Origin of the sequence: Haladaptatus sp. T7, from assembly GCF_026008575.1 — an archaeon.
GTDB lineage: Archaea > Halobacteriota > Halobacteria > Halobacteriales > Haladaptataceae > Haladaptatus > Haladaptatus paucihalophilus.
Genome location: NZ_BROP01000002.1, coordinates 281408 through 294814, shown reverse-complemented (window position 1 = coordinate 294814; position 13407 = coordinate 281408). Strand labels below are relative to the sequence as shown.

General features: G+C 63.3%; 16 protein-coding genes. 4 read left to right on the top strand and 12 right to left on the bottom strand.

Annotation, left to right across the window (positions count from 1 at the left end; all coding sequences use genetic code 11):
- Nucleotides 1–11 precede the first annotated feature (11 nt).
- From OPC11_RS07610 to rpl7ae, 7 genes are all read right to left on the bottom strand, one after another.
- Nucleotides 12–374, bottom strand: coding sequence for a 2Fe-2S iron-sulfur cluster-binding protein (locus OPC11_RS07610; RefSeq protein ID WP_264781508.1), 363 nt, complete (start codon nucleotides 372–374; stop codon nucleotides 12–14).
- Nucleotides 371–1774: a selenium-binding family protein gene (locus OPC11_RS07605; RefSeq protein ID WP_018128659.1), complete on the bottom strand. Its 1404-nt coding sequence runs from the start codon at nucleotides 1772–1774 to the stop codon at nucleotides 371–373. Before OPC11_RS07605 ends, OPC11_RS07610 begins: the two co-directional genes overlap by 4 nt.
- Nucleotides 1775–2275: 501 nt before the next feature.
- Complete coding sequence (locus OPC11_RS07600; protein ID WP_007978738.1) at nucleotides 2276–2413, bottom strand: hypothetical protein; 138 nt, start codon at nucleotides 2411–2413, stop codon at nucleotides 2276–2278.
- A gap of 169 nt (nucleotides 2414–2582) precedes the next feature.
- Complete coding sequence (gene ndk / locus OPC11_RS07595) at nucleotides 2583–3041, bottom strand: nucleoside-diphosphate kinase (RefSeq protein ID WP_007978740.1); 459 nt, start codon at nucleotides 3039–3041, stop codon at nucleotides 2583–2585.
- The gene (locus OPC11_RS07590) at nucleotides 3038–3229 is read right to left on the bottom strand and encodes a 50S ribosomal protein L24e (RefSeq protein ID WP_007978742.1); all 192 of its coding nucleotides are present in this window, start codon (nucleotides 3227–3229) and stop codon (nucleotides 3038–3040) included. The genes ndk and OPC11_RS07590 overlap by 4 nt, the downstream gene beginning before the upstream one ends.
- Nucleotides 3229–3456 (bottom strand): 30S ribosomal protein S28e, encoded by a 228-nt coding sequence (locus OPC11_RS07585; RefSeq protein ID WP_007978744.1) that lies wholly within the window; start codon nucleotides 3454–3456, stop codon nucleotides 3229–3231. Before OPC11_RS07585 ends, OPC11_RS07590 begins: the two co-directional genes overlap by 1 nt.
- An 11-nt stretch (nucleotides 3457–3467) precedes the next feature.
- The gene (gene rpl7ae, locus OPC11_RS07580; RefSeq protein WP_007978746.1) at nucleotides 3468–3830 is read right to left on the bottom strand and encodes a 50S ribosomal protein L7Ae; all 363 of its coding nucleotides are present in this window, start codon (nucleotides 3828–3830) and stop codon (nucleotides 3468–3470) included.
- 483 nt (nucleotides 3831–4313) lie between these two features.
- Here rpl7ae and OPC11_RS07575 point away from each other — a divergent pair, with 483 nt between their 5' ends.
- Together OPC11_RS07575 and tmcA are read left to right on the top strand one after the other, a co-directional pair.
- Nucleotides 4314–5168, top strand: a complete 855-nt coding sequence (locus tag OPC11_RS07575; RefSeq protein WP_007978748.1) for a heme-copper oxidase subunit III — start codon at nucleotides 4314–4316, stop codon at nucleotides 5166–5168.
- A gap of 189 nt (nucleotides 5169–5357) precedes the next feature.
- Entirely contained in the window at nucleotides 5358–7709 is a 2352-nt protein-coding gene (gene tmcA / locus OPC11_RS07570; RefSeq protein ID WP_303648988.1) for a tRNA(Met) cytidine acetyltransferase TmcA, read from the top strand.
- On the opposite strand, the gene OPC11_RS07565 is transcribed toward tmcA, so the two are convergent.
- Both OPC11_RS07565 and OPC11_RS07560 read right to left on the bottom strand, forming a co-directional pair.
- Nucleotides 7706–8401, bottom strand: a complete 696-nt coding sequence (locus tag OPC11_RS07565) for a helix-turn-helix domain-containing protein (protein WP_264781507.1) — start codon at nucleotides 8399–8401, stop codon at nucleotides 7706–7708. The two genes, tmcA and OPC11_RS07565, sit on opposite strands and share 4 nt — an antisense overlap.
- Nucleotides 8402–8419: 18 nt before the next feature.
- The gene (locus OPC11_RS07560; RefSeq protein ID WP_007978754.1) at nucleotides 8420–8707 is read right to left on the bottom strand and encodes a HalOD1 output domain-containing protein; all 288 of its coding nucleotides are present in this window, start codon (nucleotides 8705–8707) and stop codon (nucleotides 8420–8422) included.
- A gap of 127 nt (nucleotides 8708–8834) precedes the next feature.
- Between OPC11_RS07560 and OPC11_RS07555 the strand changes: the two genes are divergently transcribed.
- Both OPC11_RS07555 and OPC11_RS07550 read left to right on the top strand, forming a co-directional pair.
- Nucleotides 8835–8990 carry a hypothetical protein gene (locus OPC11_RS07555; RefSeq protein WP_007978756.1) on the top strand — a complete coding sequence of 52 codons (156 nt, stop codon included), beginning with the start codon at nucleotides 8835–8837 and terminating at the stop codon, nucleotides 8988–8990.
- Nucleotides 8990–9115: a hypothetical protein gene (locus OPC11_RS07550; RefSeq protein ID WP_264781506.1), complete on the top strand. Its 126-nt coding sequence runs from the start codon at nucleotides 8990–8992 to the stop codon at nucleotides 9113–9115. The genes OPC11_RS07555 and OPC11_RS07550 overlap by 1 nt, the downstream gene beginning before the upstream one ends.
- Here OPC11_RS07550 and OPC11_RS07545 read toward each other — a convergent pair.
- From OPC11_RS07545 to OPC11_RS07535, 3 genes are all read right to left on the bottom strand, one after another.
- Entirely contained in the window at nucleotides 9097–10875 is a 1779-nt protein-coding gene (locus tag OPC11_RS07545; protein ID WP_264781505.1) for a glutamate--tRNA ligase, read from the bottom strand. The genes OPC11_RS07550 and OPC11_RS07545 overlap by 19 nt on opposite strands.
- 107 nt (nucleotides 10876–10982) lie before the next feature.
- A complete protein-coding gene (locus OPC11_RS07540; protein WP_264781504.1) occupies nucleotides 10983–12038 on the bottom strand; it encodes a polyprenyl synthetase family protein in 1056 nt (351 codons plus the stop codon).
- Nucleotide 12039: 1 nt separating this feature from the next.
- Complete coding sequence (locus tag OPC11_RS07535; RefSeq protein ID WP_007978762.1) at nucleotides 12040–13386, bottom strand: ribonuclease J; 1347 nt, start codon at nucleotides 13384–13386, stop codon at nucleotides 12040–12042.
- Nucleotides 13387–13407 lie beyond the last annotated feature (21 nt).

The following is a 13407-nucleotide window of genomic DNA, read 5'->3' as shown; positions in this document are numbered from 1 at the left end:
CCGCGCTCCACCTACTTCCACGGATTCGTCACGAGGTCCGAATGAACGTCGGTCCCGACTTCGATTCGACAGTCCGTCTTCGGGCGGGCGATACAGAGCAGGACGTAGCCGTCCGCCAGCGAATCCGTTTTCAACGCCCGGGGTTCGCGCTCGTGTTTGATTTTCCCGGACAGAAGACGACCGGTGCAGGTGGCACACGCGCCGGTTCGACAGCCGAACGGCAGGCCGATGTCCGCTCGCTCGGCCGCTTCCAGCACCGATTCGGCGGCCGCGGCGCGGACGGTTTCCGTTCCGCCCCCGCGCCACCGAAGTTCGACGCGATGGCGGTCGCCGTCGCCGTCGCGTTCGGCGGCCGTTCCGTCGCGCTCCGTCACTGCCACACGTCGCTCGTGCAGTCGCCGTCGGGCCACCGGATTTCGTGCGCCCGGGCGGGACCGTTCGGCATCTCGCCGAAATCCACGAGGAAATCCTCGTCCAGCGTCATCGTCCCCTTCCGCGGGTTCACGTCGGCCTTGAGCATCACGGACCCCTTCTCGCCCTCCTCCGGGTAGAACTGGTTGTCCCACGTGGAGAACAGCGAGGTGGTCCAGTACAGGCGCTCGCCGTCGATGCTGAGTTGGAGCATCTGCGGTCCCGCGACGACCGGTCTGTCGTCCTCGCCGGTCGGGTGGCGCGGGCCGTACAACCCGCCCGCCCAGAGTTGGTCGGCGAGGCGCGGGTTCGACGGGTCGCTCACGTCGTACATCCGCACGTCGCCGTGCAACCAGTTCGAGAAGAACAGGTAGCGGTCGTCCATCGAAACGAGGAGGTCGGTGATGAGACCCGGCACGGGCATGTCCCAGTCCTCGTGCTCGCGCGGTTCGATGTCGATGACCTTCTCCGCGAACCACTCCTTCTCGCGCTCGTAGAAGTGGAAGATGTTGGACGAGAGCGCCGCGCCCACGTAGCCGTGGGCCGCCTCCGGGCTGTGCAGGAACCGGACTTCCAGCGGAATCATCCCCTCCTCGCCGAGATCGACGGTTTGCTGGAGTTGTCCCCGTTCCCAGTCCCAGAAGTGGAGTTTGTGACCGTACTTGCCCGCCTCGACGTCTTCCAAGTCGAAGCCGGGATAGTAGGTCTTCGGCGCGGCCCACTCCGAGGAGACCATCACGTTGTGCCGCGGCTGATACCAGAAGTCGTAGTTCATCTCGATTTCGCCCGGCGGGTCCCAGCGCCCCTCGATTTCGAAGTCGTCGTTCAGTTCGAGGAAGCCACCCGGCAGGTCGCCGTCCTCGTTCCCCAGCATCGAGATGAGAATTTCCCCGTCGGGAATGCAGTGGACGGTGTGCGGCGCGGACAGGTCGTACTCGTACACCTCCTCCGGCTCGATGACTTTGACGATTTCCGGGTTCTCGCGGTCCTTCGTGTCGATGATGTGCAACCGCGACGACCGCTGGCCGGGAACGACGAGGTGGCGTCGCTCCAGCCCCTCGACGTGGCAGGACGAAGAACAGGCGTTCCAGCCGAAGTGGTGTAGTTCGTCGCCCTTGTTCGGCATCTCCACGCGGTCGATGACCTCTGTGTACGTGTCCGAGTCCGGGTTCACGTCCACGACCGACAGGAAGTCGGGTGCATCGACGTCCGTCCCGACGTACAACGACGGTACGTACGCAACCGTCTCGCGCTCCGCCTCCTCGATGGCGGCCTGTGGCGTCGCATAGCCCGGCCCCTCGACGTCGTGGTGATGTTCGTGGTGTTCGTGCGCTCCGCTTTCGCTTGATTCGGTATCGCTCATGGTACCCCCTCCGGTATGACCTTCGGTAGCACCAGTCGTGACGGGGAGTGTTGCGGCAAAAATTGCCTCGAAATGGAGGTGGATGTCTTGGGTTTCGTAGAGCCTGCGCATCCAGCCAGTGGGATTGCAGGAACTGGGAAACGGACCGCTTTGAAAGCCCCCCGCCCGTCCAACCGGACGGGCTACGGGTTCCGAATCAACTGCACGGCGCGCGACGGCGCGCGGCAGCGCACCCGCGCGAGGGATGACCGGAGGTGCGACCATCGGGAGCACCGTAGGGAATCGGCTGGGGAGGCGCGTGAGCGGTTGCGGTGCGGGGCGGTCTTCATTGACGTCTGTCGTTGCAATCCCAGCAAAATCATCCACGTCATTTCCAGTCCCCGCAAAATCACTCACATCATTTTGAAGCGAGCAGACGGGGGCTTTCTGGGCCGTCCTCGTCGCTACTGCCCTCGCAAGAACGAACTAACCCAAGGCGTCTCCAACGATTCCGCCTCCCTCCTACACCCCGTATTCCGACACGCCGAGAATCGCACCGCACTCCGAACACTCCCAGACGGTCGCGTCGCTGAACTTCGCGTCCGTCTCGCTCTCTACGACTTCGATGAGGTCCTCGCCGCACGCGATACAGTGTCCCATACGACGTCGTTCTCGCTTTCGATTATCTGCTTTTTGGTCACTTCGAGAGCGCTAAAAGCAATTCAGGTGGTCACGTTTCTCCAGACGTGACTGATTCGAGGCCCCATCGAAAGCGGTTGCTCCGCTCTGGGTCGTCGGGTGCAGAAAAATACCGCAACGCGTCAGTGACTTACTCGTACAGCCACTCGGCGTCTATCTTCTCGTAATCGACCAGTTCGTCCTCGTCGAAGAACAGGTCGATTTCGCGCTCGTTCGCGCCCTCGTCCTCGTGGTCCGAACCGTGAATCACGTTTCGGCCGAGGTCGAGACCGAAGTCGCCGCGGATGGTGCCCGGGGCGGATTCGGCTGGGTCGGTTTCGCCCATCATGCGGCGAACCTGTCGCGTTGCGTCCTGCCCTTCCCAGACCATCGCAAAGACTGGGCCGGAGGTGATGAAATCGACAAGGCCGTCGAAGAACGGCTTGCCCTCGTGTTCACCGTAGTGGTCGTGGGCGAGTTCCTCGCTGATCTGCATGAACTTGCCGCCGACCATCTTCAGACCGCGGTCCTCGAAGCGGGAGACGATCTCCCCGATGAGGCCGCGCTGAACGCCGTCGGGCTTGACCATCACGAAGGTCCGTTCGCTCATTCGTTACCACTCTCTGCTTGGCCTTGCTCGGTCCATTCGAGGTCGCGCGGTTCGCGGCCGAGGTCGGCGTTCTTCTCGCACTTCGCCGAGCAGTAGTGGATGGTCGTTCCGTCTACGCGGACGAACATCGTTCCCGTACCGGGCTCGATGTCGTTTCCGCAGTAATCACACTCTCGCGTCTGTGGCATTATTGTCCTCCGATGGAGTCTGCCTCGCGTGCGGTCTCTCGCAACTGGAGCACGTCGCCCTCTCGGACCGGTCCGAGACAGTTGCGAGTGATGATTCGCCCTTGGTTGCTGCCTTCGCGGATGCGGCATTTGACCTGCATGGCCTCGCCGTGCATCCCCGTCTTACCGACGATTTCGATGACCTCGGCGGAGGTGGAGTCCTCCTGTCCGGTCTCTTCAGCACTCATCGTGAGTCACCTCACCGAAGTTCCTCGACCTTCGAGGCGATGTCGTCCACGTCGTCGCTGGCTTCGCCAGCGTCAACGATGGCGGCGGCGGCGCTGCCGACTTCGAGTCCGGCCGCGTGACCGACGTCGTCCTGCGTCTCGACGAAGATGAAGGGGATGCCCTTCTCGTCGGAGAGTTCGGGCAGGTGCATGACGATCTCCTCGGGCGTAACGTCTTCCGCGACGTAGATGAGGTCGGCGTTGCCGCGCTCGACAGCCTTGGTCGTCTCGTTCGTTCCTTTCTTTACGCTTCCTGTGTCCCGTGCGACTTCGAGCGCGTCGAGCGCTCGGTCCTGCAGGTCGGCTGGGACGTCGTAGTTGACGTATACTGGCATAGGTTGTTCACCTCCCTACGCGCTGGCTCAGGCTCCCCTGCCGGATGAGTCCTGTACGGCTAGGAGCATCATCAACCCCGCGTAGGTTGTACACTCCAGTAGAGTGTGCCCCCATAAAAACGCTTTCAAATCCACGACGGAGTGGCACGGTGGCGCACACGCTCCTATCCCCCGATTTCGGCCGATTATTCACGACACTCGAAATCGGCGTCCCACTCGTCGCGGGGGAGTCCGTAAAACAGCGTGTCGTGGTACGCTCCCCGCGAGAAGCTGTGCTCTCGAAGTCGGCCTTCGCGCTCGAATCCGAGCGACGTTCGAAGCGGAAAACTGGACCGGGCACACCGATTCCGAGGGGACGAATGACAAAACAGTTTCAGTTCATCCGGGAACGGGACAAAATCCCGTCAAAAACGTTTCCGACGAATCCGAACACCCGTTTTGTGGCTCCAACACGTACACGCGTTCATGAGTGGGGGGACAGCAATGCGTACAGAGACGGCGACCGAGGAACAGGACCATCACCTTCCGGCACCCGAGGACTGGCCGAAGGGATTCGGTGAGGCGTCGTGGTGGCCCTTCGTCTCCGCGGTGGGTGTCGTCGGACTGTACGTCGGTGCGGGGCTCTACGTGTTGAGCCACGGCGGAAACTCCTACGTGCCACAAATCGCCAGCCCGGTCGTCTTCGTCCTCGGGACGGTCGTGTTCCTCGTCGGGCTGTACGGCTGGTTGTACCACGGCTTCGTGGACCACTACTGGTACCGGGAGGGCGGCGGGCAGACGAAGCTCCGATGGGCGATGACGCTCTTTCTGGGGACCGAAGTGGCGACCTTCGGAGCGGGATTCGTCTACTACTTCTTCATCCGCGTCGGAACGTGGCCGCCCACCGGCCAGACCATCCCCGACGTGATGAGTTCCCTCGTTCTCATCAACACGCTCATCCTCATCGCAAGCAGTTTCACGCTCCACTACTCGCACATGTCGCTCCTGCGCGGGAAACGGAACCGGTTCATCACCTTCCTCGCGCTGACGATTCTGTTGGCGTTCGTCTTCCTCGGCGGCCAGATTTACGAGTACAACCTGTTCATCACACACGAAGGGTTCACGCTCACCTCGGGCGTGTTCGGAAGCGCCTTCTTCGGCCTGACCGGGTTGCACGGCCTCCACGTCTCGCTCGGCATCGTCCTCATGTGCATCCTGTTCGTCAGGGCGGCGTACGGACAGTTCTCGTCGGAGCGGGACACCTCCGTCACCACCGTCACGATGTACTGGCACTTCGTGGACGCGGTGTGGATATTCCTCGTCGTCTCGCTCTACGCCGGTGCGACGCTTTCCGGCTAGTCACCACACCATGTCACCCATTGACAATGGCCAAAAAGCATATACGGAAGGCACCTATTCGCTTATTTGGCGAGGTCCCCGCGCTAAATGCGAGCGGGTTGACGCCATCACGTAACCCCACCTCGCCCGACTCCTGACTGTTCTACACCGAAAAGAAACATCCTTGCGGCGGACCGACCAACCACGGGTGTGAACGTCTCGTCTCTGGCGACATCGCTCCGTGAAGAAGCTCGACGGACGAACGAGCGTCGCCTCCTCGTCCTCGCGGGAAACCGCGACGAGGGGTACGAACTCGCTCGGAACGTCCTCTCCGCCGCGGGAATCCCCGAGAAAGCGACCGCGCAAGTCGGCCCGCGACGCATCGTGGACTGTGAGCGGGTGAGCCAGCGGCGGGCGGGGGAACTCCTCGGAACGACCCACGAAGCGGTCGTCTTCGACGCCCACGACGAACTCCGCCCGAACGCGCTGGGCCGGGTCGTCGGCGCGGTGGACGGCGGCGGTCTGTTCGTCCTCCTCACGCCGCCGCTCGACGCGTGGCCGACCCGCCGGGACGACTTCGACGCGACCCTCGCGGTCCCCCCGTTCGGGGTCGAGGACGTGACCGGCAACTTCCGACGGCGGTTCGTCTCCCTCCTCCGCGACCACCGCGGCATCGCCATCGTGAACGCGGATTCGGAGACCGTCGAGGACGACGGCCTGACACACCCCGCACCCCGGCTGGCAGACACCGACCACGAGGCGCGCAACCACGACGGAGCACCCGAACACGCGGTACTGGACGAATTTCCCCGCGCCGCCGCCGACGCCTGTCTGACCGACGACCAACTGTCGGCGGTCAGCGCGTTCAAGGCGCTCCGCGACCCGAACACCGCGGTCGTCGCCGAGGCCGACAGGGGCCGCGGAAAGTCGAGCGCCGCCGGAATCGCCGCCGCGTGTTTTGCCGCCGAAGGCGATGACGTCCTCGTGACGGCGCGAAGCTACCGGAGCGCCCGTGAAGTGTTCGTCCGCGCCGCCGCCCTCCTTGATTCGATGGACGAACTCGCGGACACCGACCACGACCCGCCGACCCGGATCACCGCGAATTCGGGCGGGACCGTTCGGTACGAGAAGCCGACGGACGTTATCGAACGCGTTGGGCCGAAGGGCCAACGGAACGAGCGCGTTGGGCCGAAGGGCCAACGTAATTCACACGACGGACCGGAGGGCCGCCAGCGCGACCACGCCGACGTCGTGTTCGTGGACGAGGCCGCGGCCCTTCCTGTTCGCATGCTTGAGCGGTTTCTTCGCTTTTCGCGCGTCGCGTTCACGACGACGATTCACGGCTACGAGGGTGCCGGGCGGGGCTTCTCGGTGCGGTTCCGCGACCGACTCGACGAGAGCGACCACGACGTGACCGACGTGACGCTGGCCGAACCCATCCGATACGCGCCGGGCGACCCAATCGAGGTCTGGGCGTTTCGTGCGCTCGCGCTCGACGCCCGACCCGCGGTGGACCCGCTCGTGACCGAGGCGACGCCCGACGGAACCGAGTACCTGGCGCTCGACGCGGACGACCTGCTCGCCGACGAGAACCTGCTCCGCGAGACGTTCGGCCTCCTCGTGTTGGCGCACTACCGAACCGAACCGGCAGATCTCGCCCGACTGCTCGACGCCCCGAACGTCGCGGTGCGGGCGCTCCGCTGGAACGGCCACGTCGTCAGCGTCGCCCTTCTGGCGCGGGAGGGAGACCTCCCCGCCGACGTGCGCGAACACATGTACGACGGCGGGCGCGTGAAGGGCAACATGCTCCCCGACGTGCTGACCACACAACTCCGGGATTTCGACGCCGGAATCCCGGTCGGGATGCGAATCATGCGCATCGCCACCCACCACGCCGTTCGTTCGTCGGGGCTGGGGTCGCGCCTGCTCGCCGAGATTCGCCGGGAGTGTTCCGACCTCGACTGGCTCGGGACGGGGTTCGGCGCGACGCCCGAACTGCTCCGATTCTGGCGGGAGAACGGCTACCGGACGGTGCAACTCTCCACGACGCGCAACGACGCTAGCGGGGAGTACTCCGCGCTCATGTTCGACCCGATTTCGCCGTCCGGAAACGACCTGTACGAGCGCCACGCCCGACGGTTCGCGGCGCGAATCGCCTCGGTGCTCTCGGACGCGCTCGCCGACATGGACCCCGACGTGGTACGGGAATCCCTCCGGACGACGGACGCGGACGTGGAGACGTCGCTCACCGACTGGGAGTGGCGACTGGTCGCCGCCAGCGCCTACGGGCCGGGACAGTTCGACCACGGCCCCGCCCCGTTCCGACGATTGGTTGTCAAACAACTCGTCGACCCCGCGGACCCGGACGCGCTGTCCCAACGACAGGAACGCCTGCTGGTTCGAAAAGTCCTCCAAGCCCACCGCTGGCCAGCAGTGGCCGATGAACTCGGCTTTCACTCCGCTGGCGAAGCGATGCGCGCGTTGGGCGCGGCGTTTCAACCGCTCGTGGACGCGTACGGTAACGACGCCGCGATGGAGGAGAAACGACACTACTCGGATTAATCCTGCCGGTCGTCGAGGATTTCGTCCGGCCCGGTCGTGAGGATGTGACGGCTCACCGTCCGGTGCGCCCGTCGCAGTCGTTTCGATAACGCCTGCTGGCTGATGTCGAGCTGTTCGGCGAGTTCGCTCAGGTTCGTCTTCCTCGGCACCTCGAAGTAGCCCGCGTCGAGCGCGGCGTTCAACGCCACGCGCTGTTTCGCCGTGAGGAGAAACTGCCCGTCGACGGTCGGCGTCTCGGGCGTGTGCAACCGCTTCAGTTCGACCGTCACGTCGTGATGCGTCAGGTCGGCTTGAAGCTTCGAGATGTGGTCGCGGTGTTCGAATCGCATCTGAAAATCCCACCCCTCCTTCGCGGCGGTTCCGGTGAGGATGACGGGGTCGCTTTTCAGTACGTCCTCGACGGTCGTTTTCGTCTCGTCGGACCACTCGACGCGATAGAGCGACCCGTACGGGATTTCGGTGAGTTTCGTCACCGCAACCGTCGTCGGGTCGGAACGAAGTTCCTCCTCGACTATTGTCGCCGTCCCGCCACACACCCAGATGTAGGGGAGAATACGGTTCGCGGGATGTGCGACCATGCGCTCGATTTCGACGGCCATGTTCGGAATCGCGTCGAAGGCGTCGGAGAGCGCGAACTGCTCGGTGGGTATCGTAAATTCGGCGATGACGCTCATTTCCTCACTGGCCTCCATTTTCCGTAACGAACACGCTCATCGAGAGGTCGCCTCGATGAGAATGCGGCCGTTACTAAGAACGACCACTTCGTACCCACAATAGGTAAATGTAACCCGTCCCGTGTTTCTCGCGCGTCCACTCCAACTATCAGCAAACAGCTCGTCGAGCGCGTCGGTATCGACCGTCTCGTAGAGCGGTGGCATGTCGTTCGTTCGAGCGTTCGTCACCGCTGCCGTCGCGGTGACGATTCCCTCGGTAATAGTCTCGTCGGGGGAGATGTCGTACGTAAAATCGGCACCCTCCTCCAGTTCGGCAACATCCATAGCGAAATGAGTTTCGCAGCCGCCCTCAAACGCGGGGTTATTCTTGAAACCCTTTTATAAAACTCGTTTCGATGTGCCAAAAACACCATCGCTACGACCATGTGGTTTCAACGCGTAGCGATTCCCGATGGAATGTGCCGAAAACGACTGTGAAAACGAGGCGGCAGTTCGACTGCACATCCCGTGGGCCGAAAACCGTGTCGTCTGCACGAGCCACGCGAGGGTGCTGGCGCGACAGGATGGCGTGGTCGCCGAACCGCTGGAGGGTGTGGACTGGGAGTAATGGAGGAACAAGGGGGTACCGAGAGTGTCGCAGAAGGAGCGAGTCGGTCCGTCCGCGTGGCCGTGTCGGTGGTGAAGGGTCGGGAACGAGCGGAAAGCGCGGTCGTCTACTCGTGGGCGAAGTAGGTCACCGTCTCGGCGTCTTCCTCGCTGTCTCGCGCCACGCTATCCACTCGCGCGAACCCGACGCGCTCGAACTGCACGATGTCGTCCACGTCCGTCTCCGCGAAGTCGGGTTCCGCGACGCCTTCCACGTCGCCGTCCATGGTCCGCATGCGGACCGGGACGGTTCCCTCGGCGGGTACCCAGTGGATTACGTCCACGCCTTCGTCGCGGACGGCGCTGATGTCGTCGCCCGTGTACTGGAGCGCGTCGCGGGTGTGCTCGAAGCACCCGAGTCCCTTCAGCCAAACGCGCTCGCCGTGGTCCGGGATGTCGTCGGCTTCGATGCGCACGGCCTCGCCCGCCGGGATGTGGCGCGTGCCCCTGTCCTCGTGGTCGGGATGGACCGGCGGTTCCGCCGCCTCGGGATAGTCGCCGATGAGCGGATATTCGACTCCGTTACCGGACGACGTCCGGTCGCCAGCCGAGCTCTGCTCGGCGCTGTCACGGACGAAGAAGAAGCGCGGCGCGTCGTCGTCCACCAACTCGCGGTTGTTGGCGTAGATGGTGCTCATGGCCAAATCGACGTTGCTCGTGGACGTTCCGAGACCGACCATCGCCTCGCGGATGGCTTCGCCGCGGATGCCGCGACGGCGGACGCTCTGGAGGGTGGGCGCACGCGGGTCGTCCCAGCCGTCGAGTTCGCCCTTCTCGATGAGTTCCTTGATGGTCGAGGTGGACATCTTCACGTCGTACTCGTCCACTTGCACGTGTCCCCAGTGGATGGTTTCGGGGTACTCCCAACCGAAGTAGTCGTAGACGAACTGCTGGCGCTTCGCGGAGTCCTGCAGGTCGATGCCGCGGATGATGTGGGTCATACCCGTCAGGTGGTCGTCCACGCCGGACTGGAAGTCGAGCATGGGCCAACAGCGGTAGTCGGCCGCTTCAGGACGCGGATGGGGCGTGTCGATGATTCGGAACGCCACCCAATCGCGCAGGGCGGGATTCTTGTGCTCGATGTCCGTCTTCACGCGGAGTACCATCTCGCCGGACGAATACTCCCCTTCGATCATGTCCTCGAACTCGGCCAACGTCGTCTCCGCGTCCTTGTCGCGGTGCGGGCACGCCTTCGCGTCGTTTTTGAGGTTCGAGAACTCCTCGCCGGAACAGGAGCAGGTGTACGCGCCGCCCTTCTCGATGAGGTCGCGGGCGTGGTCGTAGTAGATTTCGAGGCGGTCGCTGGCTTTGATAACCTCGTCCGGTTCGAAGCCGAGGTAGTCGATGTCCTCCAGAATCGCGTCGTAGGCGTCCATGTCCGGGCGCTTCGTCTCCGGGTCCGTGTCGTCGAAGCGGACCAGCATCTCGCCGTCGTAGAGGTCCTTGTACGTACCGATGACCGCGGGCATTCGCCCGTGTCCGATGTGCCACGGGCCGTTGGGGTTCGGCGCACAGCGCATCCGAATCTCGTCGTACTCCTCGGCGTTGGGCAGGTCGGGGAGCACCTGGTCGTCTTCCTCGTCCTCCGCGTCGAGTTCTTCGACGAGTTCGGCGTCGAGTTCTTCGAGGCGAGCGCGTCGTCCCTCGGCGTCCAACTGGTTCACCTGCGCGACGACCTTTCCGGCGATACCCGGCACTTCGCCGCCGTGTTCGCGGAAGTCGGGATTCTCGCCCATCAGCGACCCCATGATGGCACCGACGTCCGCGTCGCTGTCGTGTTTCAACGCGTTGAACAGCGCGTGTTTCTCCGCCTCCGTCTCGATTCGCGTCCGCAACTCGTCGTCCATTACTGGTCCCTATTCCCGCCCGTCTCAAAACTCCCGCGAATCCGTGCGCTCCGGAGCGACACCGCTGGCGCTCTCCGCGTCGTCGCGTCCGTAAAAATCGACGTGGCTCAGTAACCGCGTTCGATGAGGTAGTCGGCTATCTGCTCGAGCAGATAGCGCGATTCGTTGTCCGGGAGCACGCTCAGGTGGTCCTTGCCGCGTTGGACGAGTTCCTGTGCTTTCTCCGTGGCGTACTCGATGCTTCCGGCCGCTTCGAGACGCTGGACTGCCTCGTCGATTTCCGCTTCCGTCACGTCGCCGACGTCATCGGTTTCGACCAACGAATCCACGTCCACGCCCTGACTGCGGGCGTGAAGCGTGATGATTGTCTGTTTGTTCTCCACGAGGTCGCTACCTCGCTGTTTGCCGAGTTTGTCGCTCGGCACGGTCAAATCGAGCACGTCGTCCTGAATCTGGAACGCCCGTCCGACGTCGATACCGTAGCGGTACAGCGCTTCCGTCGTCTCCTCGTCCGCACCGAGGAGGACGGCCGGAACCTTCGCCGCCGCACCGTAGAGGACCGCCGTCTTGTTCTCGATCATTTCGAGATACTCGTCCGGGAGGACGTCGGGACGCTCCTCGAAGGCGACGTCGAGCGCCTGGCCTTCACAGATTCTCGTACAGGTGGATGCGAGTACGTCGAGCGCGGTGACACAGCGGTCGGGCGTGGCGTCCGTCTCCAGCATGATTTCGAACGCCTTGGAGTACAGCGTGTCACCGGCCAGAATCGCCGTTTCCGTGTCGTAGGCACGGTGAACCGACGGAACGCCACGACGGAGGTCGTCGTCGTCCATGATGTCGTCGTGGATGAGCGTGAAGGATTGGATGACTTCGATGCTCACCGCGGCGGCCATCACGTCCAGTTCGGTTCCGTCGAGCGCCGGGAACTTCCGGTACGCTTCCGACATCGGTTCGACGTCGGCCAGCGCGTCCGCGACGAGCAGGAGGACCGTCGGTCGAAGGCGCTTCCCGCCCGCGTCGAGCAGGTAGCGGGACGCCTCGTAGAGACGCTCCGGTTCGACTATCGGGAGTTCCTCCTCGATGGCCGCGTTGACGAGTTCGCGGCGCTGCTCGACCGTCTGCATGACGAGTTCTTCACGTGATTCCGTACTCGCGTCAGTCATATCACTCCACCAGTTGGATGAGGTTGCCGTTACGTGTTACGTGAAGGTCCTTGCCGAGTCGGTAGCCTTGCGATTCACAGAGGTCGACGTACGGCGCGAAGCCTTTCATGTTCTGGTGGGCAGGAATGACGTTCTGGGGTTGCAGCGCGTCGAGCATCTGGTAGTGACCTTCCTCGCGGAGGTGGCCCGAAACGTGCACGTCGTCGTAAATCCGTGCGCCCTGCATCTTCAGGAGTCGCTCGGACTGGTAGCGCTGGCCTTCGTTCGTCGGTTCCGGGATGACGCGGGCCGAGAAGACGACCTTGTCACCGCTGTCCAACTGGTACGGCGTCTCGCCGCGACCCATGCGCGTCAGCATCGCGCGCGGTTCGCCTTGGTGACCGGTCACGATGGGGAGGTAGTTCTCCTTGCCCTCCTTCATGATGCGCTTGAACGTCCGGTCGACGGACTTTCGGTGGCCGAACATGCCGAGTTCCTCGGGGAAGTCGACGAAGTTCAGGCGTTCCGCGGTGCCCGAGTACTTCTCCATCGAGCGGCCGAGCAGGACGGGCGTCCGTCCGATGTCCTCGGCAAACTCGACGAGGCTCTTGACGCGGGCGATGTGGCTGGAGAACGTCGTCGCCACGATACCGCCGTCGTAGTCTTCGATGCTGTACAGTACGTCTTTCAGGTGGCGGCGAGCGACCGACTCGCTCGGCGTGCGACCCTTGCGACCCGCGTTCGTACAGTCCTCGATGTAGGCGAGAACGCCGTTGCCCTCGCGCCCGATTTCGCGGAAGCGCTTCATGTCGATGGGATCGCCGAGGACCGGCGTGTGGTCCATGCGCTTGTCGAGGCCGTAGACGATGGCACCCTCGGGGGTGTGAACCACCGGGTTGATGGCGTCGATGATGGAGTGAGTGACGTTGACGAATTCGAGTTCGACGTCGTCGCTCAGCTGCATCGTCTCGCCGGCTTCCATCTTGATGAGGTCGTTTTCGACCCCGAACTTCTCCTCGCCCTGAATCTGCTGTTTCACCAGTTCGATGGTGAACGGGGACGCGACGATAGGTGCGTTGTACCGGTGGGCCAGTTTGCTGATGGCACCGATGTGGTCCAAGTGACCGTGTGTCGGAACGATGGCCTTCACGTCGCCTTCCAAATCGGACATCACGCGGTCGTCCGGAATCGCGCCCATGTCGATGAGGTCGAGGCTGTGGAGTTTCTCTGTCTCGACGTTATCGTGGAGCAGCACCTTCGACAGGTTCAGCCCCATGTCGAAGATAACCACGTCGTCGCCTGCGCGAACGGCAGTCATCTGCCGCCCAACTTCTTCGTAGCCGCCAATTGTTGCAATTTCGATTTCCATAGTTTGCTTTCCTCAAGCATT

Excerpts from the sequence above, each read along its gene's own strand:
- OPC11_RS07555 (WP_007978756.1), top strand. The coding sequence starts at position 8,835 with ATGGAATGTGCCGAAAACGACTGTGAAAACGAGGCGGCAGTTCGACTG.
- OPC11_RS07575 (WP_007978748.1), top strand. The coding sequence starts at position 4,314 with ATGCGTACAGAGACGGCGACCGAGGAACAGGACCATCACCTTCCGGCA.
- OPC11_RS07600 (WP_007978738.1), bottom strand. The coding sequence starts at position 2,413 with ATGGGACACTGTATCGCGTGCGGCGAGGACCTCATCGAAGTCGTAGAG.
- OPC11_RS07560 (WP_007978754.1), bottom strand. The coding sequence starts at position 8,707 with ATGGATGTTGCCGAACTGGAGGAGGGTGCCGATTTTACGTACGACATC.
- OPC11_RS07535 (WP_007978762.1), bottom strand. The coding sequence starts at position 13,386 with ATGGAAATCGAAATTGCAACAATTGGCGGCTACGAAGAAGTTGGGCGG.
- rpl7ae (WP_007978746.1), bottom strand. The coding sequence starts at position 3,830 with ATGCCAGTATACGTCAACTACGACGTCCCAGCCGACCTGCAGGACCGA.
- ndk (WP_007978740.1), bottom strand. The coding sequence starts at position 3,041 with ATGAGCGAACGGACCTTCGTGATGGTCAAGCCCGACGGCGTTCAGCGC.
- OPC11_RS07550 (WP_264781506.1), top strand. The coding sequence starts at position 8,990 with ATGGAGGAACAAGGGGGTACCGAGAGTGTCGCAGAAGGAGCGAGTCGG.
- OPC11_RS07590 (WP_007978742.1), bottom strand. The coding sequence starts at position 3,229 with ATGCCACAGACGCGAGAGTGTGATTACTGCGGAAACGACATCGAGCCC.
- OPC11_RS07605 (WP_018128659.1), bottom strand. The coding sequence starts at position 1,774 with ATGAGCGATACCGAATCAAGCGAAAGCGGAGCGCACGAACACCACGAA.
- OPC11_RS07540 (WP_264781504.1), bottom strand. The coding sequence starts at position 12,038 with ATGACTGACGCGAGTACGGAATCACGTGAAGAACTCGTCATGCAGACG.
- OPC11_RS07545 (WP_264781505.1), bottom strand. The coding sequence starts at position 10,875 with ATGGACGACGAGTTGCGGACGCGAATCGAGACGGAGGCGGAGAAACAC.
- OPC11_RS07565 (WP_264781507.1), bottom strand. The coding sequence starts at position 8,401 with ATGGAGGCCAGTGAGGAAATGAGCGTCATCGCCGAATTTACGATACCC.
- OPC11_RS07585 (WP_007978744.1), bottom strand. The coding sequence starts at position 3,456 with ATGAGTGCTGAAGAGACCGGACAGGAGGACTCCACCTCCGCCGAGGTC.